Raw genomic sequence first — 22,378 nt, 5'->3', positions numbered from 1 at the left:
GTTACTTGGCCCCCTCGAAAGCCGGGTTCTCCCAGATGACCGTGCCGCCCATGCCGATGCCGATACACATGGTGGTCAGGCCGTAGCGCACGTCGGGACGCTCGGCGAACTGACGCGAAAGCTGCGTCATCAGCCGCACCCCGGAGGACGCGAGCGGGTGACCGCAGGCGATCGCGCCACCCCACTGGTTGACGCGGGGGTCGTCGTCGGCGATGCCGAAGTGGTCGAGGAACGCGAGCACCTGGACCGCGAACGCCTCGTTGATCTCGAACAGGCCGATGTCGTCGATCGACAGGCCGGTGCGCGCGAACAGCTTCTCGGTGGCGGGCACCGGGCCGATGCCCATGACCTCCGGCTCGACACCGGCGAAGGAGTAGCCCACCAGGCGCATGCCGATCGGCAGGCCGAGTTCGCGGGCGGTGTCCTCGTCGGCGAGCAGCGCCGCGGTGGCGCCGTCGTTGAGCCCGGCCGCGTTGCCCGCGGTGATCCGGCCGTGCGGGCGGAACGGCGTCTTCAGCCCGGCGAGCTGCTCGACGGTGGTGCCGGGGCGCGGCGGCTCGTCCTCGGTCGCGAGACCCCAGCCGAGTTCCTTGGACCGGGTGGCGACCGGGACCAGCTCGGGCCCGATCTTGCCGGTCTTCACGGCCTCGGCGTACTTCTCCTGGCTGCGCGCGGCGAAGGCGTCGGTGCGCTGTTTGGTGATCGCCGGGAACCGGTCGTGCAGGTTCTCCGCGGTCTGGCCCATCACGAGCGCCGTCGGGTCGACGAGTTTGTCGGCGATGATGCGCGGGTTCGGGTCCACGCCCTCGCCCATCGGGTGGCGGCCCATGTGCTCGACGCCGCCGGCGATGGCGATGTCGTAGGCACCGAAGCCGATCCCGCTCGCCGTGGTGGTGACGGCGGTCATCGCGCCCGCGCACATCCGGTCCAGCGCGAAACCGGGCACGGACTTCGGCAGGCCCGCCAGCAGCGCGGCGGTGCGGCCGATGGTCAGGCCCTGGTCGCCGATCTGGGTGGTGGCGGCGATCGCCACCTCGTCGACACGCTCGGGCGGCAGCTCGGGGTGCCGCCGCAGCAGTTCACGGATGGCGTTGACGACGAGATCGTCGGCGCGGGTGCCGGCGTACATACCCTTTTCGCCTGCCTTGCCGAAGGGCGTCCGCACCCCTTCGACGAAGGCGACATTGCGTACCGACCGCGCGTTCGGCGCGAGCGGTGTTGCTCCTGCGGCCACGAATGCTCCTGAAGTAGAGGTTGTCCTGACCGCACCCTAGCCCCGGTTACCAGTCGGTAACCAGGATGGTGGCCCGGTCGAGTGGGGGAAGGCACACTCCCGGGGTCACCCGCCTCGGCCGCTTGGCCGATCCGGGGACGGTGGGGAAATTGCTATGTTCGAAGTGATCAGGGGGAGGGATCACGATGAACTCGCCGGGGCCGGCCGTCACCCGTCGTGCGCTACTGGGGATGGCGGTCCTCGCGTCACTGGCCGCCTGCACGCGGGCGAACCCGCCCGCGCCGTCGCCTCCGCCACCCCCGCCGTCCACCACCCGCCAGTTCCACGACCGGTTGATGGAGCTGGAGAACAAGTTCGACGCCAGGCTCGGCGTGTACGCGCTCGACACGGGAGGCGGCGGCACCGTCGAGCACCGCGCCGACGAGCGGTTCGCGTTCTGCTCGACGTTCAAAGGTGTCGCGACGGCCGCGGTCCTGCAGCGCAACCCGTTGTCGCATCTGGAAACCCGGGTCAGTTACTCGCGGGACGACCTGATGAAACACGCCCCGGTCACCGAGCGGCACGTGGCCACGGGCATGACGATCCGCCAGCTGTGCGACGCCGCCGTCCGGTTCAGCGACGGCACCGCGGGCAATCTGCTGCTGCGGGATCTCGGCGGCCCCGCCGCACTGACGGCGTTCACACGCGGTCTCGGCGACACGGTCACGCGGATGGACCGGGTCGAGCCGGCCATCACCGAGGCCACCCCGGGCGACCTTCGCGACACCACCACGCCGCGGGCGTTCGCGGCCGACTACCGGGAGATCGTGCTGGGGGACACGCTGACGGCCGAGAAACGCGACTTCCTGCGCGACCTGCTCCAGCGCACCGTCACCGGCGCCGGACGGATCCGCGCGGGCCTCCCGTCCGGCTGGACCATCGCGGGTAAGACCGGAACGGGCGAGTACGGCACGCTGAACGACATCGCCGTCCTGTGGCCGCCGGGTAAGGCACCGATCGTCCTGGCGGTCATGTCGAGCAAGCCGGCGAAGGACGCTCCCTACGACGAAGCGCTACTCGCGGAGGCCGCGAAGTACGTCGTCGAAAAGCTGGCGTAGGCCGAGTTCCGGGTCAGTTGCCGGTGGCGCTGGGGAGCAGGGCGGGGCAGCCGGCGGTCTTGTAGGCCGGGTCGTACTCGAAGTGCCACTTTTCGTTGTCGTAGCGGCGGCACCAGCCGAGCGGGCCGCCGTGCTTGTCCACCCAGGAGGCCGAGTTCAGCGGCTGGATGTCGACGGCGATTCCCTTGACGTGCATGGACGTCTCGGGCTGCAGCGCCCACTTCTTGGCCTGCTCCACGGAGCCGAACCGCTCGACGGCCTTGTCGAATTCGCGCTGTTGCTGGCCCCGGCTGCGTTTTCCGTCGTTCACGCAGAGGGTGATGTTCTGGGCTTTGGCCTTGGCGCGCATGGCGTTCCACGCCTCGATCACGTCCGGGCGCATACCGAAGGTGTCTTCGTCGACGTAACGCTTGTCGACGGCGCAAGTCGGCCCGCTCTCGGGACCGGGGACCTCTTCCAGGACCGCGAGCGCCTGTCCGTTCACCGGTTTGACGGCCAGACCGGTGGCGCCGAGCGTCACCATCGCGGCCACGACGAGGCCCAGCGCCGCGAACACGCTGATCACGGTCCTGCGGCTGGAGGTGGATGTGGTCGGCACCACTCCGAAACTACCCAGCCCCCGGCGGACCGCCACGATTTGTGAGCTTCTTCCCAGAACACCCAGTGAAGCCAACCAAATCGGAAAACGCCTGGTCCGGGTGGTCGTGGGTGGAGATTCGGGTTAGAACCCGAATCGCCACTCACGAGACTCGACTCAACGACCCAGATACCCGAGCCACCCGCCGTACTCCGTGATGTCCTGGGCACCCTCCACCGCGCCGGGCTCGCAGACGAACCCCGACACCTCACTCCCGTCGGCCAGCCGCACCTTCCCGATGGCCAGCGGCGCGGGAATGCCCGCCACGAACTCGCCGAAGCCGCTCAGCGGCAGGTCCCACACCTCCGCCTCGATCGGCTCGCCGCCCGAAGCGACCCGGACGAGACCAGGTTTCGGCGGCACGGTGTCCAGCGCGTAGAACCGGTACTCGGCCGCCGTCGGCCCCGCGGAGACGAACCGTCCGCCCCGCGAGGTCAGTTCGTGGTTCAGCGGCTGCCCGCGCAGATGCGCGCCGACGACCGCGATCCGCGTCCGCCGCGGCACCGAGCGGGCGACGTCGGCGAGGATCCGGTCGGCGTACGCGGGGCCGACCAGCATCACCCCGAACGGCAGCCCGCCGACGGTCCCGGCGGGCACGGCGAGCGACGACAGGCCCAGCAGGTTCGTCGAGTTCGTGAACCGGCCCAGCCGCGCGTTCGCACCCAGCGGATCGGCCTCGACCTCGGCGATCGTCGGGTGTTCCGGCGTCGTGGGCAGCAGAAGGCAGTCCACAGTGGACAAAACGGCCGAGGCTTCACGAGAAAGACCGTCGAGCGTGGCGAGGTCGGAGAACAACCGATGCGCCGGGATGTCCTTCGCCGCGCCGATGATCCGCCGCACGGCCGGATCGACGGCGTCCGGATGAGCATCGATGAACTCGCCGACCGCCGAGTACCGCTCGGCCACGAAGGCGCCTTCGTACAGCAGGCGCGCCGCGGTGAGGAACGGCGATATGTCGACAGGAACCAGTTCCGCGCCCGCGTCCCGATACGAGCCAGCCGCCGCGGTGAACGCTTCGGCCCAACCGTCCTGGAGAGGCCCGGGTTCGGAAGGCACGCCGATCCGGAAAGGACGGTTCAGCACCGGAAGGTCCCGGGGCTCGCTGAGACAGGCGAACGCGGACGTCGCCTCGTCGACCGTCCGCGCGAACACCGTGACGCAGTCGATGCTCGCGCACGCGGGCACGACACCCGTCGTCGGCAGCAGCCCCCGCGTCGGCTTCAGCCCGACGATCCCGTTGAACGCCGCCGGAACCCGGCCGGATCCGGCGGTGTCCGTGCCGAGCGCGAGATCCACGATCCCGAGCGCCACCGCGACCGCCGATCCGGAACTCGACCCGCCCGATACGTACGCCGGATCGAGCGCGTTCCGGACCGCGCCGTGCGGGCTGCGCGTCCCGACCAGTCCGGTCGCGAACTGGTCCAGATTGGTCGTACCCAGGATCAGCGCCCCGGCCGCGCGCAGCCGCGCCACCACCGGCGCGTCCTCGGCGGGCGAGTAGGCGTACTCGGGGCACGCCGCCGTCGTCGGCAGCCCGGCGACGTCGATGTTGCCCTTGACCGCGGCGAGTTTCCCGTACAGCGGCAAGGATTCCCCCGCCGCGCGACGGGCTTCCAGTTTCTCCGCGTCGGCGAGCACGTCCTCCTCGGGACGCAGGTCGATCCAGATCTCGGGCCGGTCGACCCGCGCGATCCGGTGGTACGCGGCGCGCACCCGCTCCCGCACGCTCATCCCGCGCTCCTTCCCAGAACCACCAGCGGGGTGCCGGGGGCGACTTGATCACCGGGCGAGACGAGGACCTCGACGACCTCGCCGCCGGCGGGGGCGGGGATCCGCGCCTCGGTCTTCATCGCTTCGAGGATCACCAGCGTCTCCGCCGCGTCGACCGTCTTGCCGGGCTCGACGTCCACCCGCCACACGGTCGCCGCGAACGGCGCCTCGACGACGTGCCCGCCGGGCGGGGCCTCGACCTTCGTGGTCGGGACCTTCGCGCCGACCGGCTCCGGCCGCGGGTCGAACTCGCCCGCCGCCGCCCACGCCTGCCGCTCCGCCTCGAACGCCGCGCTCTGCTTCGCCCGGAACGCGGCGATGTCGGCCGCGTTGTCGGCCAGGAAGCGTTCGTGGTCGGCCAGCGCGAACTCGCCGTCGGTGATGTCGAGTTCCAGTTCCCCGGCCGAGCTCTGTGCCCGCAGGTCGAGCAATTCCTCGGCGCTCACCGGGTACCAGGAGATCCGGTCGAAGAACCGCAGCAGCCACGGCGAACCCGGCTCGAACGATCCGCGCTGCCGCCAGCCACTCCACACCTGCACGGTCCGCCCGACGAACTGGTATCCGCCGGGGCCCTCCATCCCGTAGATGCACAGGTACGAGCCGCCGATGCCGACCGAGTTCTCCGCGGTCCACGTGCGGGCGGGGTTGTACTTCGTGGTCACCAGCCGGTGCCGCGGGTCGAGGGGAGTGGCCACCGGCGCGCCGAGGTAGACGTCGCCGAGGCCGAGCACCAGGTACTCCGCGTCGAACACCGTGCGGTAGACGTCGTCCACACTGGACAGACCGTTCACCCGGCGGATGAACTCGATGTTCCACGGGCACCACGGCGCGTCGTCGCGCACGCCCGCCATGTACCGCTCGATCGCCTCGCGGGTCGCCGGATCGTCCCAGGACAACGGCATCCGCACGGTCCGGCTCGGCACCACGAGGTCGCCGGTCCGCGGCAGATCGTGCTCCACCTCCTGCACGAGCCCGAGCAGTTTCGGCACCGGCAGCACGTCCGGATCGACGTGCACCTGCAGCGAGCGGATGCCCGGGGTCAGGTCCACGACGCCGTCCAGACCTTCCTTGCCCAGCCGGTCGGCCAGCGCGTGGACCCGCATCCGCAGGGCCAGGTCGAGTTTCATCGGTCCGTACTCGATCAGCAGGTTGTCGTCGCCGCTGCGCCGGTAGGTGACCTCGGGGTTCTCGTCCGCTGTGGACAGACGCCCGAGGATGCCGCCGTCGTCGATCGGCTTCCGGCTCGCCTTGACCGCCTTGCTCGGTGAGACGCGCAAAGAGCCCGCGTGCTCGGTGGTGATCGGCACGAACCGCACGGTGTCGCCCGGCCGCAGCTGGCCGAGTTTCCAGCGCTGCCCGGTCACCACGGTCGCCGGGCAGACGAACCCGCCGAGGCTCGGCCCGTCCGGGCCCAGCAGGATCGGCAGATCGCCGGTGTAGTCGACGGCGCCGATCGCGTACGGCGTGTCGTGGATGTTCGACGGGTGCAGGCCCGCCTCGCCGCCGTCCTCCCGTGCCCAGCGCGGCCGGGGCCCGACGAGCCGGACACCCGTTCGCGCGGAGTTGAAGTGCACCTCCCAGTCGGTGGCGTAGAACGTCTCGACGTCGTCCGGGGTGAAGAACTCCGGTGCCGCGTGCGGTCCCTCGGTCGCGCCGATCTCCCAGTGCGTGGCGAAAACCGGCCGTTCGGCCTTGGGAACGGGTCCGCCGACGGGGTTCTCCGGCAGCGGCCCGGGGGAGAGGACATCGCCGGTCGCCAGCGCGCGCCCGCCGTGCCCGCCGAAACCGCCGAGCGTGAACGTGGCCGCGCTGCCGAGGAAGTCCGGCACGTCGATCCCGCCGCGCACGAGGACGTACGCGCGGAGCCCGGCGGTCCCGGTGCCGACGTCGAGCACCCCGCCCGCGGGGATCTCGACCGGTGTCCATTGTGGAACCGGGGAGCCGTCGACGGCCACCGGTGACGGCGATCCCGTGACGCAAACGATTGCGTCCTCGGTGAACCTCAGTGAGACACCGTCCACAGTGCACTCCAGGCCCGCCGCGCCTTCGGGATTGCCGAGGGCGCGGTTGCCCAGCCGCAGGGACAGATCGTCCATCGGCCCGTTCGGCGGGACACCCACGTGCCAGAACCCCAGCCGCCCCGGCCAGTCCTGGACGGTGGTCATCGTGCCGCCCCGCAGGACTTCGATCCGCGGTTCGGGGTCGGTGATCGTGTCGAGCGTCGCGGTGTCGTGCGTGACCTCGCGCAGCCGCAGGTCGGCGGCGACCGCGCGCAGCTGACCGAGATTCGTCCGGACACCGTCCACCCGGCACTCACCGAGCGCCTCGCCCAACGCCGTCAGTGCTTCGTCCCGGTCCGCGCCGACGGTGATCACCTTGGCGAGCAGCGGGTCGTAATGCGTCGTCACGTTCGCCCCGGCCTCGACCCAGGTGTCGACCCGGACACCGGCGGGGAAGTCGGCGCGGGTCAGCAGACCCGCGCTCGGCCGGTGCCCGGCGGCCGGATCCTCCGCGTAGACGCGGGCTTCGATCGCGTGCCCGCGTGGCGACGGCGTGGTGGCGAACATCCCGGTGTCGCCGTCGGCGAGCCGGAGCATCCACGAGACCAGGTCGACGCCGTACACCGCCTCGGTGACCGGATGTTCGACCTGCAGCCTCGTGTTGACTTCGAGGAAGGCCGCCTCTTCGCGGACCGGGTCGTAGATGAACTCGACCGTCCCGGCCGACCGGTAGCGCACCGAAGCGCAGAGGTCGACGGCCGCCGAGACCAGTTTCTCCCGCGCCGCTTCGGAAAGTCCCGGCGCGGGGCACTCTTCGAGCACCTTCTGATTGCGTCGCTGCAGGGTGCAATCCCGCGTGCCCAGCGCCAGCACCTCACCCGTACCGTCGCCGAACACCTGGACCTCGACGTGCCGCGCGTGCGTCACGAGCCGTTCGAGGAACACGCCCGAAGTCGAGAAACTCTTGGCCGCGATGCTCTGCACCGCCTCCCAGGCGTCGCGGAGTTCCGCGGCGGACGCGCAGGCCCGCATGCCGATCCCGCCGCCGCCGCCGGTGGCCTTGAGCATCACGGGGTAGCCGATCCCCTCCGCCGCCGCTTCGGCGTCGGCCAGGGTGTCCAGCAGTCCGGTGCCCGGCAGCAGCGGGACACCGGCTTCGACGGCCTTCTCCCGTGCGGTGTGCTTGCTGCCGAAGACTTCGAGGTGGTCCGCCGTGGGACCGGCGAACCGGAGCCCTGCCGCCTCCACCGCCCTGGCGAAGGCGGCGTCCTCGGACAGGAAACCGTAGCCGGGGTGGATCGTGTCGGCGCCGGTCTTCAGCGCGGCTTCGATGATGGCGTCGCCGAGGAGATAGCTCTCCCTCGCCGGCGCCGGGCCGAGCCGGACGGCTTCGTCGGAAAGCCGTACGTGCGCGGCCGTACGGTCGGCGTCGGAGTAGACGGCGACCGTCGGAATGCCCATCTCCCTTGCCGTCCGGATGATCCGGACCGCGATTTCCCCCCGGTTGGCGACGAGCAGCTTCACGCGCCACCGCCGGTGACGATCATCCGGACCGGCGTCGGGTCGAAGCCGTTGCACGGATTGTTGATCTGCGGGCAGTTCGACACCAGTACGAGCACGTCGGTCTCGGCGCGCAGCTTGACCTCGAGACCGGGCGCGGAGATGCCGTCGACGATGCCGAGCGTGCCGTCCTGTTCCACCGGCACGTTCATGTACCAGTTGACGTTGCTGACCAGATCCCGTTTGCCGAGGCCCCATTTCGCGCCCTCGGTCAGGAAATTCTCGACGCAGGCGTGCTGGTACCGCGTGTGCTGGCCGTAGCGGAGGCTGTTCGATTCCTTGCTGCAGGCGCCGCCGATCGTGTCGTGCCGCCCGCAGGTGTCCTCGACGACGGTCAGCAGCGGCGCGCCCTCGCCGGTGCGCAGCACGCTGCCGGTGGTGAGGAAGATGTTGCGCTGCGCGGCGATCGTGGCTGCCGCGCTGTACCTCTTCGCCGTGTCGGCGGCGTCGTAGCAGAGGAAGTCGACGGCCTGGTTGCCGCCGAGGTCGATGATCGCGAGCGTCTCGCCCTCGCGCAGCACGGTGGAGTACGGCGCCCGCGCGGCGACCTCGGTGTCGGAGATGATCGTCGTCATGCCAGGCCCCTAGCGGTGAGGTAGTCGGCGGTGTTCTCGAAGGCACGCTGTGCTTCGGGCGACGCTGTCCATTCAGGACTGTCCGGTGTGGACGGCGCGCTCCGCTGGGCGAGGACGCGCAGCGGGGTGACCGTGTGGTCCGGACGCGGGTCGAGCGGGTGCGCGACGTTGGCGATCAGGACGATCACCGGGAGTTCGGTGCGCAGGACCACGGATTTGCCGGGGCCCGCCGAACCGGTGAACGTCAGCCCGCCGTCGGTCTCCACGTGGACGCCCTGGAAGAAGGACAGGCTCGGCGGGAGATCCCGGGGGGTGAGGCCGTGTTTGGCGGCGGCGAGGGTGAACAGCCTGAGTCCGTCCACAGTGGACGTCCCGCAGAGAGCGTCGTGGTTCCCGCTCTCGTCGGTGACGACGGTCGCGAGCACCCGCGCCTGGTCCGAAAGCAGCGCGATCGCCTCGCCGAGATAGGCGTTCCACTGGACCTTCACCGTGTCCGCGACGTTCAGCCGCTCCCAAGGCTGGTCGGCGTTGTACAGCAGCACATGCGCGCAGGCGTCGCCTTCGACGTCGGTGAGCCGCAGTTCGGTGCCGCGGGCGAGGACCTTGTGGGTGTAGCCGCCGCCGGCGACGGTCTCGGCCCAGGTCAGCTTCGCCGGGTCGATCCCGGGCGGCGGGTCCGGCCAGGTGGACGCCGGGATGGCCGGCATCGCTTCGGTGACCGTGCCCGCTTGGGCGCGCGCGTGGTCGCGAGCGCCGTACGTGGTCGATGTCGTGCTCATGGAACCTTCCTTCAGGTCGCGGGGACGGGAACCGTGGTGAGCGCGGAGCGGCGGCGCCAGCAGAGATAGCCGGTGAGCAGCGCGGCGCCGACGAACTCGATCGGGAACAACAGGACCCAGACGGAACCGGTGCCCGCCAGGTCGTAGATTTCGGCTCGTGGCCAGGCGATGTCGACGATCATCATCGCGCCGTACCCTACTGCCGCGACGTTGACCGGAATAGCCCATCGCCCCAAGGAGAAATGGCCGGGTTCGGCGGTGAAACGGCCTTGACGGCGCCGGAGCAGCAGCGGTCCGGTCACCAGCAGATAGGCCAGATAGACCACGACCACCGAAGTGCCGGTGATGGTGCTGAAGATCGTCGGATTCCCCAGATTCAGCAGGAGCAGCCCGATGGCGAGCGTCCCGGAGAGCACCGCGGGCGCGATCGGCGTGCCGGTGCGGGCGTTCACCGCGGAAAGACGTTTGGCGCCGGGGAGCGCGCCGTCGCGGGCCATCGAGTAGATCAACCGGACCGTGCCGGTCTGGATGGTCAGGGTGCAGACGACGACCGCGATCGCGACGTCGGCGAGGAAGACCCGGCCGAGGGTGTCGCCGAAGACGGCCGTGATCACATACGGCAGGCCCTTCCCCGCGAGTTGCCCGTCGGTCAGGCTCGGCGCCGCCATCAGCGCGGTGAGGACGACGGCCAGCCCGCCGATCCCGGAGATCAGGAGGGCGCGGAGCACGGCACGTGGTGCGGTGCGGCGCGCGTCCTTCGTCTCCTCCGCGACGGAGGCGGCGGTATCGAAGCCGTACAGCACATACGCGGCCATCAAGGCCGAAGCGAGGACACCGCCGGCCCCCGGGCTCTCACCCGCGGGCTGGAGCACGACCTGCGGACCGCGGACGGCGAACAGCGCCAGCCCGACGATCAGCACGAGGACGCCGACGAGTTCGGCCGCGACCCCGACGTCGTTGATCCGCGCCATCAGCCGCACGCCGCCCGCGTTGATCACGGTCGTCAGGACGATCAGCAGAGTGCCGAGCAGGACGGCGTTGCTGGCGCCGGTCGGGGAGGTGATCGCCGGATCCCCGCCGACGAGCTGGAACCCGCTCCAGACCGACGGGAGGACGACCTGCAGCGCGATCGCGGCACCGGCGAGCGCCACGACGCAGCCCACCAGCATCATCCAGCCGGCGAGCCACCCCGCGAATCCGGGGGAGAGGTGTTTCGCCCACTGGTAAACCGATCCTGCCAGCGGGAATCGGGCCGCGAGTTCGGCGAAGTTGAGCGCGACGAGCAATTGCCCGGTGATCACCAGCGGCCATGTCCAGAAGAAGAGCGTGTCGCCGAAGGAATAGCCGAAGGCGAACAGCTGGAACACCGTCGTAAGGATGGAAACGAAGGAGAAACCGGCGGCGAAGGCGGAGAAACCGCCCAGTGTCCGGCGAAGTTCTTGGCGGTACCCGAAGGCGGAAAGGTCTTCGGAAGGCATTGCGGAGGCTCCTGTCTCAAGGGCCGAATTTCGATCGGCTGACCGAAATTAAGCGCGTGCGGGATCCTTCCGATCTCCGCCGGGTAAGCGCGGTGTTAACAGATACCGGATTCGGTAACCTGGGCCGACCGCCGGACGTAACAAAGATCTTCGCGGAGAAATGGCAGGATCGGATAGATGACGAAAACGACCGGGGTGGGCAGACCGAGAGCCAGCGGCGCCGCGGCGAGCAAGCGCGAGGCGCGGCTCGCCGTCTTGGACGCCGCGGGGGAGCTGTTCACCGGCGCCGGCTACGCGGCGACGACCACGAGGGCCATCGCCGAACGCGCCGGACTGCGCCAGGCGTCGCTCTACTACCACTTTCCGTCCAAAGAGGACATTCTCGCGGCGCTGCTGGAGGACACCGTCCGGCCGTCACTGGACGTCGCGGGCGGGCTGTCGGCCAAGCTCGCGCCGGTCGGCACACGGCTGTGGGCGCTGGCCTACGCGGACATCCACCTGCTCGGCAGCGCGCGGCAGAACCTCGGCGCCCTGTACCTCCTGCCCGAGATCTCGTCGCCGCGGCTGGCGCGGTTCCGGGCCGAACGGGCGGAGCTCAAACGCGTCTACGGCTCGCTCGTCGCGGCGGCGGGGGTCACGCCCGCCCTCCAGGGGATCCGGACCGACCTCGTGTTCGGGCTCGTCGAGAGCATCGCGATCGTCCGGCGCGACCAGCCGGATCTGGACGTCGAGGCACACGCCGTCGAAGGGGCCGACAGCGTGCTGAGGCTCGTCGGGCTCGGGGAGCCGGACGCCGTTCTGCGCGGCTCCGCGCGAGCGCTGCTGGAGGGCTGAACGCGGGTCAGGCGGCGGCGGAGTGGAGGGCCTTGCTCAGCGCCGCGACCGTCAGCTCGACCTGCCACGGCCGGGCGCCTGCGTCTAGCAGGACCTGGGCGACGGAATCCTCGCTCAGGTCCGACGGCGGACGCCAGCAGGTGCGGCGCACCAGTTCCGGCAGCAGCAGGTTCTCCACCGGCAGCCGCCGGTCCTCCGCGATGGCGGACAGCGCCGCGCGGGCGGCGGAAAGCCGGGCGGCGGCGTCGGGATCCTTGTCCGACCACCGGTTCACCGGCGGCGGTCCGTCGGTCTGCTGCGCGGGGGTGGGCAGTTCGTCGGCGGGGAGCGCGCGGGCGGCCTGCAGATGCCGCAACCAGCTCGCGGTGTACTTGCGCTGCACCCGGCCGCTGAACACCGGCAACGCCTGAAGCTGCTCGACGGTCTTCGGGTCGGCGGTGACGGCGTTGATGATCGCGCTGTCGGGCAGGATCCGGCTCGGCGCGCGGTCGCGTTTGCGGGCGAGCTCGTCGCGCGCCTGCCACAGTTCGCGCACGGCGGCGAGGCCGCGGGCGCTGCGGATCTTGTGCACCCCGGACGTCCGACGCCACGGCTCGGCCCGAGGGGCGGGCGGCGGCGCCGTGCGGACGGCCTCGAATTCCTGCTGGGCCCATTCGAGCTTGCCCTGGGCGGCCAGGTCGGCTTCGAGCTTCTCGCGCAGCTCGATGAGCAGCTCGACGTCGAGGGCGGCATAGTTCAGCCAGTCGACGGGAAGCGGGCGCTTCGACCAGTCGGCGGCGCTGTGCCCCTTCTCCAGCTGGTAGCCGAGGAGGAGTTCGACGAGGGTGCCGAGGGCGACGCGCTCGTACCCGGCGAGCCGTCCGGCGAGTTCGGTGTCGAACAGGCTCTTCGGGTGCAGGTCGAGTTCGGCGAGGCACGGCAGGTCCTGAGAGGCCGCGTGCAACACCCATTCGGCGTTGTTGAGCACTTCCGCGAGGGGTTCGAGCTGCCCTTCGAGCGGAATGGGGTCGATGAGGAAGGAGCCGGCACCTTCGCGGCGCAGCTGCACGAGATAGGCCTTGGGCCAGTATCGGTAGCCGGACGCGCGTTCGGTGTCCACGGCGATGGCCCCGCTGCCGCCCGCGATCTTCACGCAGGCTTCGGCGAGGGCGGTCGCGTCGGCGATCACCGGTGGAGTGCCCTCGGCGGGCTCACGCAGCAGGACCGGTCCACCGGTGTCGTCGGTGCCGGTCTTCGGGTCCGTCTGCGGTGCTCCGGGTCGGTCGCCTTCCATAGGTGAAGACCCTACGGGACGAGCGGACCGCGCCTGGTCCGCCCGCCCCGCAGGGCTGTTCGCCTTTGTCAGCGGATCACGCCGGCACGCATGGCCAGCGCCACCATCTGAGCCCGGTCACCCGTGCCGAGCTTGCGCCCGATGCGGGAGAGGTGAGACTTCACCGTGAGAGCGGAGAGGCTGAGTTCCTCGCCGATCTCCTTGTTGCTCTGGCCGTCGGCCACGAGCTGCAGCACCTCGACCTCGCGCGCGGAAAGCTCGCGCGGGGTGTTGTCGGTGCCGGCGACCCGGGTGCCGGTGGCCAAGACCGGTGCGACGCTCGGGTCCGCGTAGACGCCGCCCTCGAGCACCCTGCGGACGCCGTCGGTCACCACGACCGGCGAAGCCGACTTGAGCAGGTATGCCTGGGCGCCGGCCTGGAACGCCGACCTGACCGCGTACGGGTCGTCTGATGAAGCGAGCACCACTACCCGAGGCCAGCCGTGGCTACGGAGTTCCGTAACCAGCTCGATGCCGCTGCCATCCGGCAGTCCGAGATCGAGGATCGCCAGGTCACAAGGCCCGGTGGCCTGTGCTCGCGCCCTCGCCTCGGCCACCGTGGCGGCCTCGTGGACGGTGCCCGCACCCATCTGTGCGAGTCTTGCTGAGATTGCCTCCCTCAACAGCGGGTGGTCATCGACCACCAACACGGAAAAAAGCTCTTCCCGCGGGTGCGGAACCATGCTCGCCGGCAATGAACCGGCTGGCGTGGATCGGACGGCCTGAGAAATGCCGACGGTAGCCACGTCACTACCTCCCTGGAGTCGGTCGTGCCCCCCGACCGGCACCGGGACTTTCGGCCGTTTAGCCGCGCCAGCTTTAGACCGAAAGTGGTGTCGTCGATGGCACTGTAGCCGCCCTGAGGCCTTCGCGGGGGGATCGAATGGGTATCTATCTCAAACCAGTGGTCACTCAGGGAGTTCGTAGTAACACGATCGGGCTAGTACACAGCCGGTGGCTAACACATCGCCGAAAGAACACGATGCACTGGGGTTACCAGGGTCCAACCGACTGTGCAGATGAGCCGTGCACCTGCCGGTGCCTCTGCCCGGGAGCTTCACGGGGCGGCCGGAATGTGCCTCCGGCGTGGGGCTTGATCAACTTCGCGGAGAGTCATGATCGCTCCGCTCGGTGACCGTGATGGTAACGCTCCGGAAGCGTTTCGGCGTGTTCGTGAGCGGATTCGATCTTGTTGCGGACGGTGACAGCCGGGTTAGCACGAACGGGGTGGTCCAGACCTCTGAGCGACCGGCTTCGCGCTGGTGGGGGCTGGTCTAGTCCAGATGGCCCTGAAGCGACTTTCGGCGTCGTACAGACGGCCTGAGGGGCTCGCGAATGGGGTAAGCGAAGGCGCTTCGGCCCCTTCGTGGCTCGCGGCTGTCCGTGAAGGCCTCCTTGCCTACCTTGAGGGTAGTGAAGGAGGCCTTCACGGATCCGCGGAGGGGAGCAAGGGACCTTTGCTACCGCGCTAGTTTTCCTAGCGGCGCTAGATGGCCGGTGTTCGCAATATAACCCGAATGCCATGTCTCGATTGATGGGAATCCGGCGTGTCGGGACCGTGGCGGACTAGGGGAGGGCGGCTTAGGGACCGGCGCGCCCTGGACGTGAGTCGCTCGAGCCAAGTACATGAAGGCCCCCTTCACTGCGCTAGACGCAAGGAAGGGGGCCTTCATGTACTTGAGGAAGGTGTGATGGTCGAGTTTCCTCGGCTGAGCCGAGGAGGGAAGCCCCTCAGGAGGACTGACGCTGCTCGAACAGCGTCACGCCGACCGGCGGCAGCCCCACGACGCTCGCCATCACCTGACAGAAGGCCTGCCCGTGCGACCGCAACGCGGCGTCCGTCGGCGTCCACGACGCCCGAAGTTCCAGATCGTCGGTGCGCGCGGGCCCGGAGATGTCGCCGAAGCGGGCCGACGAGGTCTCGGTGACCGTGCCGCCCAGCGCCGTCCACTCCGCGCCGGAGGTCTCCAACGCGTCGGTCAGCCACGACCAGCCCACGGCGGGCAGGAAGGGATCGGTCGCCAATTCCCGGTCGAGTTCCGCGCGGACGTACATGACCAGCCGCAGAACCCCGTCCCAGCCCTCCTGGCCGTCCGGATCGTGCAGCAGCACCAGCCGCCCCGACGCCAGGACGTCCGCCGGCCCTTCCACCTCGCAGCTCACCGCGTAGGACCACGGCGCCAGACGCTGCGGCGGGCGCATCGTCTCCAGCTGGACTTCGGGACGGGGCCGGACCGATTGCAACGCCGCGACGGCTTCACGGAAGAGATCGGGTACTGACGTCATCGCGGTCACCAACCGACTGTAAGACGCGATCGTCCGGTTCGGGGCGCAGACGCGCCGAGAGTAAGGCCTCCGAGCGCACATGGCACCATGAACCGTGATGTCTCCTTCAGTTGCTTCTCCCGCGCAGACCGTCCCGGCGGCCCGACGCGCCCTGCCCGGGGCGCCGTTCCTGGCCGCCGCGCGCGGCGAACGCCCGGCTCACACCCCCGTGTGGTTCATGCGCCAGGCAGGCCGGTCGCTGCCCGAGTACCGGGCCCTGCGCGAGGGCACCTCGATGTTCGAGGCGTGCTTCGACCCCGAGATGCTCGCCGAGATCACGCTCCAGCCGATCCGCCGTCACGGCGTCGACGCGGCCATCCTCTTCAGCGACATCGTCGTCCCGCTCAAGGCGGCGGGCCTCGACATCGACATCGTCGCGGGTACCGGGCCGGTCGTCGCCGAGCCGATCCGCGACGCCGCGGGCGTGCGCGCGCTGCCGGTGCTGGAGCCGGAGCAGGTGGAGCGGGTCGCCGAGGGGGTCCGGCTGCTGGTCGGCTCGCTGGGCGAGACGCCGCTGATCGGGTTCGCCGGCGCGCCGTTCACGCTGGCCTCGTACCTCATCGAGGGCGGGCCGAGCCGCAACCACGAGCACACCAAGGCGCTCATGCACTCCGAGCCCGAGCTGTGGCACGAGCTGGCGGGGCGCCTGGCGGACATGGCGATCACCTTCCTCTCCGCGCAGCTCGACGCCGGGGCCGACGCGATCCAGCTGTTCGACTCGTGGGCGGGCGCGCTCTCGGAGCGGGACTACCGCGAGTTCGTCCTGCCGCATTCGGCGAAGGTGCTGTCCGCGGTCGCGGGCTACGGCGTGCCCCGGATCCACTTCGGCGTCGGAACCGGCGAGCTGCTGGTGGCCATGCGTGACGCGGGCGCCGACGTGGTCGGCGTCGACTGGCGCATCCCGCTCGACGAAGCCGTGCGGCGGCTCGGCGGCGGCGTGGTCCAGGGCAACCTCGACCCGGCGCTGCTGCACGCGTCCTGGCCGGTCATCGAGGCCGAAGTGCGGCGCATCCTCGCCGAGGGCCGCGCGGCCGACGGCCACATCTTCAACCTCGGCCACGGCGTGCTGCCCGGCGTCGACCCGGACGTACTGACGCGCGTGGTCGGGCTGGTGCACGAGCTCCGGCCGTGAAGACGGTCGCCGTCGTCGGTGGCGGTATCTCGGGACTGACCGCGGCGTACCGGCTGCGGACCCTGCTCGGCGAGGACGCCCGGATCGTCGTCTTCGAGGCGACCGGGTCGCTCGGCGGGAAACTCCGCACGATCGAACTCGCCGGTGAACGCTACGACGTCGGCGCCGAGGCCTTCCTCGCCCGCCGTCCCGAAGCGCTCGCCCTGGTCCGCGAGATCGGGCTGGGCGAAAGCCTCGTCCATCCCACCAAGGCCCGCGCCAAGATCCACGCGGGCGGCTCCGTGCTCGGCCTGCCGCCGGGCACGGTCATGGGCGTTCCCGCGTCCGCCGACGCGGTCGCCGGGGTGCTGTCGGAGAAGGGCCGTGCCCTGGTCGAGGCCGAGGCGTCGCTGTCTCCGCTGGAACTGCCCGCCGGCGACGTGCCGCTCGGCCCGCTGCTGCGCGAGCGGTTCGGTGACGAACTGGTCGACCGGCTCGTCGATCCGCTGCTCGGCGGGGTGTACGCCGGGGGAGCGGACGGGCTCGGCCTGCGCGCGACGATGCCCGGGCTCGCCTCCGCGGTGGACCGCGGCGCGCGTTCGCTCACCGAAGGCGCGGCGTCGCTCATGCCCGCGTCGCCCAGTACGGCGCCTGTCTTCGGCACCCTGCTGGGCGGCCTCGGGACGCTGATCGCGCGGCTCGCGGAGCTGTCCCGCGCCGAGATCCGCACCGGGACCACGGTGACGGCGCTCGAACGCACCGCCGACGGCTGGAAGGTCGACGACCTCGACGCCGACTCCGTTCTCCTGGCGGTTCCGGCGCCTTCGGCACGGCGGCTCCTCGACGGCGTTGCGGGCGTGGCATCTGCGGCGTTCGCCGAGGTCGAACTCGCGTCGATGGCCGTCGTCGCGCTCGCGCTCCCGCCGGGTACCGCGCTGCCGGAGTCGTCCGGCGTGCTGATCGGCGCCGGCGAGCGGGACGCCGCCGGAAAGCCGTTCGCCGCCAAGGCGTTCACCTTCTCGTCCCGCAAATGGGCGCAGTACGGCGAAGGCCCGGTGCTGGTGCGCGGCTCGGTCGGCCGCTTCGGCGAACCGGGCGCGCTGCACGCCGACGACGACGAACTCGTGCGCGTGGTCCGCGAAGACCTTGCCCGGCTGAGCGGAGTCACCGCCGAGCCGATCGACACCCTGGTGACCCGATGGGGTGGCGGGCTGCCGCAGTACGGCACCGGGCACCTCGAACTCGTCGAGCGGATCGAACGCGCCGTCGCCGACGTCCCGGGGCTCGCCGTGGCGGGGGCGACACTGCACGGCGTCGGGCTCCCGGCCTGCATCGCCACCGCCGACGCCGCCGCCCGCCGCATCGCCGGGATCACACCGCCCCACGAGGGCTCCTGAGCGCGGGCAGTGCCAAGATGGCGGTATGGCGCGGCTGAACTACAACGAGCTCAATGACACCATCCGCTACACCGCCTGGTCGGTCTTCCGGGCCGAGCAGGGCAAGCTCGGCGAAGACCGCACGAAGGCGACCGCGGAGACCACCGAGTACCTCGACGCGCTGGAGGCCAAGGGCGTCGTCGTCCGCGGTGTCTACGACCTCTCCGGGCTGCGCGCCGACGCCGACTACATGATCTGGTGGCACGCCGAGGAGATCGAGCAGGTCCAGGCGGCGTACAGCGGTTTCCGGCACACCCCGCTCGGCCGCGCGTCGGCGCCGGTGTGGAGCCAGGTCGCGCTGCACCGCCCGGCGGAGTTCAACAAGAGCCACATCCCGGCGTTCCTCGCCGGTGAAGAGGCCCGCAAGTTCATCTGCGTCTACCCGTTCGTGCGCTCCTACGAGTGGTACCTGCTGCCGGACGACGAGCGCCGCAAGATGCTCGCCGACCACGGCAAGGAGGCCCGCGACTACCCGGACGTCCGCGCCAACACGGTCGCGTCGTTCGCGCTGGGCGACTACGAGTGGATCCTGGCCTTCGAGGCCGACGAACTGCACCGCATCGTCGACCTGATGCGTCACCTGCGCGGCACCGAGGCCCGCCTCCACGTGCGTGAGGAGATCCCGTTCTACACCGGGACGAAGGTGGCGCCCGCCGAGCTGATCGCGCTCCTGCCCTAGTGAAGGCCTCCGTGGACACCCGCGTCTGGACCACGCTCACCGGCGACGCCCTCGCCGAAGACGCCGTCGAGATCACCGGCCCCGAGTCGGTGCTGCCCGGGACCTTCCGGGTCGAGGAGGCGGCCACGACGAGTATCGCCGCGGCGACGCTCGCGGCCGGGGAACTGTTGCGGCTGCGGGGAATCGAGCCGGGCAAGGTCTCGGTCGACACCCGGCACGCCGCCGCGTCGTTCCACAGCGAGCACTATGTCCGCGTCGACGGGGAGCCGGTGCCGTTCAGCGCGCCGCTGTCCGGCGACTACCGCGCGAACGACGGCTGGGTGCGGCTGCACTGCAACTACCCGCGCCACGTGTCCGCCGTGTGCTGGGGGCTCGGCGTTCCCGCGACCCGCGCGGCGTTCGAGAAGGTCGTGGCGGCCAAGTCGAAGTACGAGGTCGAGTCGGCCGTGGTCGGCGCGGGCGGTGCCGCGGCCGTGCTGCGCACGCGTGACGAGTGGCTGGCGCACAAGCAAGGGCAGGCGTCGAGCGCGTTGCCGGTCGCCGACATCCGGCCGCTCGGGACATCGGAACCCGTGCGGCTCTTCGAATCCGACCGGCCGCTGGGCGGGGTGCGGATCCTGGACCTGACCCACGTCATCGCCGGGCCGGTCGCGGGCCGCGTGCTCGCCGCGCACGGGGCGACCGTCATGCACATCGGTTCGGCGCAGCTGCCGACCGTGCCGCCGCTGGCCGTCGACACCGGGATGGGGAAGCTCTCGGCGTACGTCGACCTGGAGACCGAAGCCGGGCGCTCGCGGCTGCGCAAACTGATCGCCCGCGCCGACGTCGTGCTGCAGGGTTTCCGGCCGGGTTCGTTGACCGCCAAGGGTTTCTCCCCGGAAGCGATCGCCGAGCTGCGGCCGGGCATCGTGATCGCGGACCTGTCCGCCTACGGCTGGGAAGGGCCGTGGGCACGCAGGCGCGGGTTCGACAGCCTGGTTCAGATGGCGTCCGGGATCGCGGACGAGGGCGGCAAGGCGGCCGGGCTCGACGGTCCGGGACCGCTTCCGGTGCAGGCACTCGACCACGCGACCGGTTGGCTGACCGCGGCGGCGATCATGACCGCCGTCCGCCGGGCGGCCACCGAGGGGGGCAGCCAGCACGTCCGCACCTCGCTCGCCGGGACGGGGGAGTGGCTGAACTCGTTGGGGCGTAAGGAAGCCGGACCCGCCGGGTTCGACGGCGGCGAGTGGCTCGAAGACGTCGACGGCCAGCTCGGCCGGGTCACCCGGGTGAAGATGGCGGGCACGCTGCCGGGCTCGAATCCACAGTGGACGGAAGCGACGCACGTACCGGGGAGCGACCGCCCAGTCTGGTGAAACCGCATTCAGAGGACTAAATGCGGCGGAGCCAGCTTGTGAACCGGCCTCGGGGCTTCGGGACCTCACCGCGTTCGACGAGCCACGTGCCGAAGGTGTCCGCATAGGCCCGCGCCCGGATCGCGTCGGTCTTCGGATGGCTCGTCGCGTACTCGCGGAAGAGCGCGGCGAACCGGTCACCGAGGGCTTCGGCGAGGTCCGGGCGGAGGTAGGCGGCCAGCCTGCTTTGCTTGTTCCGCAAGACGTTCGCCTCGATGCGGAGCCGGTCCGCGTCGAAGCCCGCCGGGGCGTCGCCTCCGGCGAGAAGCGCCTTGAGCAGCTCCGCCTGCTGCCCGGCGAGCCGCTCCCGGGGCGACGTCACGGCGAGACCGCTTCCCGCAGCGCGGCCAGCTCCGCCGCCAGTTCGGTGTCGGACGGATAGTCGTCGTCGCGTTCCAGCAGGACGCCGGGCGGTTCGGTGCGCCGCCGCAGTTCGCGCAGCAGGTCCAGGACTTCCGGCACCACCGGATGGGCGTGCGTGTCGTGATAGACGCCGTCCCGTTCGACACCGCCCGCCATATGGGTGTACGCCAGGCGCTCCCACGGGATCTCGTCGAGGAACCGCTCGGGATCGGTGCCGAGGTTGCGGGCGTTGGCGTACAGATTGGCCACGTCGACGATCAGCAGGCAGCCGGTCCGGTCGGTGAGCTCCCGCAGGAACTCCGATTCGGTGAACTCGGCGTCCGGCCATTCCAGTACCGCCGCGATGTTCTCCAGCGCGAACGGGACTTCCACGATGGACTGCGTCAGTTTGACGTTGTCCACCAGGACGTCGAGCGCCTCCCGGGTGCGGGGGAGCGGCATCAGATGGCCCGAGTCGAGGCCGCCCGCGCGCACGAAGCACACGTGGTCGCTGGCCAGCGGCGCGCCGAGCTCGCGGGTGACCTCCGCGAGATGCTCGACGCGCGCGGTGTCCAGCGGTTCGGCTCCGCCCAGCGACAGCGAGACGGCGTGCGGAAGGACCGGCATTCCCTTGTCGCGCAAGGCGACCAGGGTCTCCGGCAGATGCCCGGCGTGCAGGTTCTCGGCGACGACCTCGACCCAGTCGACGCCCGGCAGCCGTGCGATCGACAGGTCGAGCTCGTGCCGCCAGCCGATGCCGATCCCGAGCCTGCCTGGCCCGTCAGCCGCCACAGCCGCCGCCTCCACCGCAGGAGCTGCCGCCGCTGCTGCACGAGCTCCCGCCGCTGCTGCAGGAGCTCCCGCCGCTGCTGCACGAAGAACCGCCGCCGGACGAACCGCCGCCGAAACCGCTGGAGACCTGCGGCGGGATCAGGGCCGCGCTCAGCTCCTCGTCGGGGTAGGAGGCGAGGCCGCCGAACGCGACCGCCGCCGCGGCACCACCCAGCACGGCGCCGCCGACGTAGCCCGGTCCGTTCGGGATGCCGCGTTTGCGCTCCCGCCCGTGGGCGGACCTGGCCTTGTGGAGGACACGGTTGCCTTCGGCGGTCGGTCGCGGGCCCGGCCGCTTGTTCTTGAGCGCACGGGCGATCAGTGTCGCGCCCCCGGCCGCGATCAGCATCGGGATCAGGAATCCGACCGGGCGGTCGCCGGCGAGCCCGGCGATCAGGCGCACCACACCGAAGACCAGCACGGCGAGGTACAGGAAGTACACGACCCGGCGGATCCGTGGCCCCTGATCGACGACGACCAGCCCGCGTCCCTCCAGGTCCTTGGCGAGCGCCTGCATCGGCCCCGACAGCCGCAGCCGGTCACGGATGCCGCGGGTCGTGGCGTTGTGCCCCGGCCGCGCGCTCTTGGCGACGGCCTTCTCGATCGGGTCGGCGGGCTCGGGACCGGTGAGCTGGAGCTGCTTCGCGCTGCTGACCCGCAAGGTCCCGCGGTCGACCAGCGCCGCGATGGCCGTGTCGACCACCCGGTCCGAGCCGCCGGCGAGATAGGCGAACTCGTACACCGTCGGCTGCGGCCCGCTCACCTCGGCGCTCGGGGTTCTGGTGCCCAGCTTGGCCGCGATCGTCCACACGAGACCGGCGACCACCGGGAACACCAGCAGGATGGCGTAGATCGTCAGGAACGTGGGTCCGGGGATGCCCCAGGTGTATTCCATCGCACGGGCCTTTCACGAGCAGGTGCACTTACCGTAGTCGGACGCCGCGCGGTCCGATCGTGGTTCCGTGATTCGAGCATCCGGCG

General features: G+C 70.7%; 19 protein-coding genes. 6 read left to right on the top strand and 13 right to left on the bottom strand.

Annotation, left to right across the window (positions count from 1 at the left end; genetic code table 11):
- Window position 1: 1 nt before the first annotated feature.
- Complete coding sequence (locus AJAP_RS25395; RefSeq protein ID WP_005156956.1) at window positions 2-1,234, bottom strand: thiolase family protein; 1,233 nt, start codon at window positions 1,232-1,234, stop codon at window positions 2-4.
- A gap of 185 nt (window positions 1,235-1,419) precedes the next feature.
- On the opposite strand from AJAP_RS25395, the gene bla reads away from it, so the two are divergent.
- Window positions 1,420-2,331 carry a class A beta-lactamase gene (gene bla, locus AJAP_RS25390; protein WP_038515753.1) on the top strand — a complete coding sequence of 304 codons (912 nt, stop codon included), beginning with the start codon at window positions 1,420-1,422 and terminating at the stop codon, window positions 2,329-2,331.
- Between the two features lie 13 nt (window positions 2,332-2,344).
- Here the strand turns inward: bla and AJAP_RS25385 are convergent, their stop codons facing one another.
- From AJAP_RS25385 to AJAP_RS25360, 6 genes are all read right to left on the bottom strand, one after another.
- Complete coding sequence (locus AJAP_RS25385; RefSeq protein WP_038515751.1) at window positions 2,345-2,932, bottom strand: D-alanyl-D-alanine carboxypeptidase family protein; 588 nt, start codon at window positions 2,930-2,932, stop codon at window positions 2,345-2,347.
- Between the two features lie 153 nt (window positions 2,933-3,085).
- Complete coding sequence (gene atzF / locus AJAP_RS25380; protein ID WP_038515749.1) at window positions 3,086-4,699, bottom strand: allophanate hydrolase; 1,614 nt, start codon at window positions 4,697-4,699, stop codon at window positions 3,086-3,088.
- The gene (uca, locus tag AJAP_RS25375) at window positions 4,696-8,262 is read right to left on the bottom strand and encodes an urea carboxylase (RefSeq protein WP_038515747.1); all 3,567 of its coding nucleotides are present in this window, start codon (window positions 8,260-8,262) and stop codon (window positions 4,696-4,698) included. The genes atzF and uca overlap by 4 nt, the downstream gene beginning before the upstream one ends.
- Window positions 8,259-8,873 carry an urea amidolyase associated protein UAAP2 gene (locus AJAP_RS25370; RefSeq protein ID WP_038515746.1) on the bottom strand — a complete coding sequence of 205 codons (615 nt, stop codon included), beginning with the start codon at window positions 8,871-8,873 and terminating at the stop codon, window positions 8,259-8,261. The genes uca and AJAP_RS25370 overlap by 4 nt, the downstream gene beginning before the upstream one ends.
- Window positions 8,870-9,652: a DUF1989 domain-containing protein gene (locus AJAP_RS25365; RefSeq protein WP_038515744.1), complete on the bottom strand. Its 783-nt coding sequence runs from the start codon at window positions 9,650-9,652 to the stop codon at window positions 8,870-8,872. Before AJAP_RS25365 ends, AJAP_RS25370 begins: the two co-directional genes overlap by 4 nt.
- 11 nt (window positions 9,653-9,663) lie before the next feature.
- On the bottom strand, window positions 9,664-11,130 hold the full coding sequence (locus tag AJAP_RS25360) for an amino acid permease (RefSeq protein WP_038515742.1): 1,467 nt from the start codon (window positions 11,128-11,130) through the stop codon (window positions 9,664-9,666).
- A gap of 177 nt (window positions 11,131-11,307) precedes the next feature.
- Between AJAP_RS25360 and AJAP_RS25355 the strand changes: the two genes are divergently transcribed.
- Entirely contained in the window at window positions 11,308-11,964 is a 657-nt protein-coding gene (locus AJAP_RS25355) for a TetR/AcrR family transcriptional regulator (protein ID WP_038515740.1), read from the top strand.
- A 7-nt stretch (window positions 11,965-11,971) separates the two neighbouring features.
- Here AJAP_RS25355 and AJAP_RS25350 read toward each other — a convergent pair whose 3' ends face one another.
- From AJAP_RS25350 to AJAP_RS25340, 3 genes are all read right to left on the bottom strand, one after another.
- Window positions 11,972-13,237 carry a ribonuclease D gene (locus AJAP_RS25350; RefSeq protein WP_038515738.1) on the bottom strand — a complete coding sequence of 422 codons (1,266 nt, stop codon included), beginning with the start codon at window positions 13,235-13,237 and terminating at the stop codon, window positions 11,972-11,974.
- Between the two features lie 68 nt (window positions 13,238-13,305).
- Complete coding sequence (locus tag AJAP_RS25345; RefSeq protein WP_034318331.1) at window positions 13,306-14,022, bottom strand: response regulator transcription factor; 717 nt, start codon at window positions 14,020-14,022, stop codon at window positions 13,306-13,308.
- 985 nt (window positions 14,023-15,007) lie between these two features.
- Entirely contained in the window at window positions 15,008-15,571 is a 564-nt protein-coding gene (locus AJAP_RS25340) for a DUF3000 domain-containing protein (RefSeq protein ID WP_038523861.1), read from the bottom strand.
- Between the two features lie 88 nt (window positions 15,572-15,659).
- Here AJAP_RS25340 and hemE point away from each other — a divergent pair, with 88 nt between their 5' ends.
- From hemE to AJAP_RS25320, 4 genes are read left to right on the top strand one after another with little or no spacing between them, the layout of a single operon-like run.
- Window positions 15,660-16,733: a uroporphyrinogen decarboxylase gene (gene hemE, locus AJAP_RS25335; protein WP_038515736.1), complete on the top strand. Its 1,074-nt coding sequence runs from the start codon at window positions 15,660-15,662 to the stop codon at window positions 16,731-16,733.
- Window positions 16,730-18,109, top strand: coding sequence for a protoporphyrinogen oxidase (gene hemG, locus AJAP_RS25330; RefSeq protein ID WP_038515734.1), 1,380 nt, complete (start codon window positions 16,730-16,732; stop codon window positions 18,107-18,109). Before hemE ends, hemG begins: the two co-directional genes overlap by 4 nt.
- A 25-nt stretch (window positions 18,110-18,134) precedes the next feature.
- The gene (gene hemQ / locus AJAP_RS25325; protein ID WP_038515732.1) at window positions 18,135-18,827 is read left to right on the top strand and encodes a hydrogen peroxide-dependent heme synthase; all 693 of its coding nucleotides are present in this window, start codon (window positions 18,135-18,137) and stop codon (window positions 18,825-18,827) included.
- A gap of 11 nt (window positions 18,828-18,838) precedes the next feature.
- On the top strand, window positions 18,839-20,185 hold the full coding sequence (locus AJAP_RS25320; RefSeq protein ID WP_038523858.1) for a CoA transferase: 1,347 nt from the start codon (window positions 18,839-18,841) through the stop codon (window positions 20,183-20,185).
- Between the two features lie 16 nt (window positions 20,186-20,201).
- Here the strand turns inward: AJAP_RS25320 and AJAP_RS25315 are convergent, their stop codons facing one another.
- The 3 genes from AJAP_RS25315 to AJAP_RS25305 are packed head-to-tail and all read right to left on the bottom strand — an operon-like array spanning window position 20,202 to window position 22,292.
- Window positions 20,202-20,546, bottom strand: a complete 345-nt coding sequence (locus AJAP_RS25315; RefSeq protein ID WP_038515730.1) for a hypothetical protein — start codon at window positions 20,544-20,546, stop codon at window positions 20,202-20,204.
- On the bottom strand, window positions 20,543-21,358 hold the full coding sequence (locus AJAP_RS25310) for a DUF692 domain-containing protein (RefSeq protein ID WP_038515728.1): 816 nt from the start codon (window positions 21,356-21,358) through the stop codon (window positions 20,543-20,545). Before AJAP_RS25310 ends, AJAP_RS25315 begins: the two co-directional genes overlap by 4 nt.
- The gene (locus AJAP_RS25305) at window positions 21,348-22,292 is read right to left on the bottom strand and encodes a TIGR04222 domain-containing membrane protein (RefSeq protein ID WP_038515726.1); all 945 of its coding nucleotides are present in this window, start codon (window positions 22,290-22,292) and stop codon (window positions 21,348-21,350) included. Before AJAP_RS25305 ends, AJAP_RS25310 begins: the two co-directional genes overlap by 11 nt.
- Window positions 22,293-22,378 lie beyond the last annotated feature (86 nt).

This window comes from Amycolatopsis japonica (assembly GCF_000732925.1).
Taxonomy (GTDB): Bacteria; Actinomycetota; Actinomycetes; order Mycobacteriales; family Pseudonocardiaceae; genus Amycolatopsis; species Amycolatopsis japonica.
This window is presented reverse-complemented; position numbering and strand designations above follow the sequence as displayed.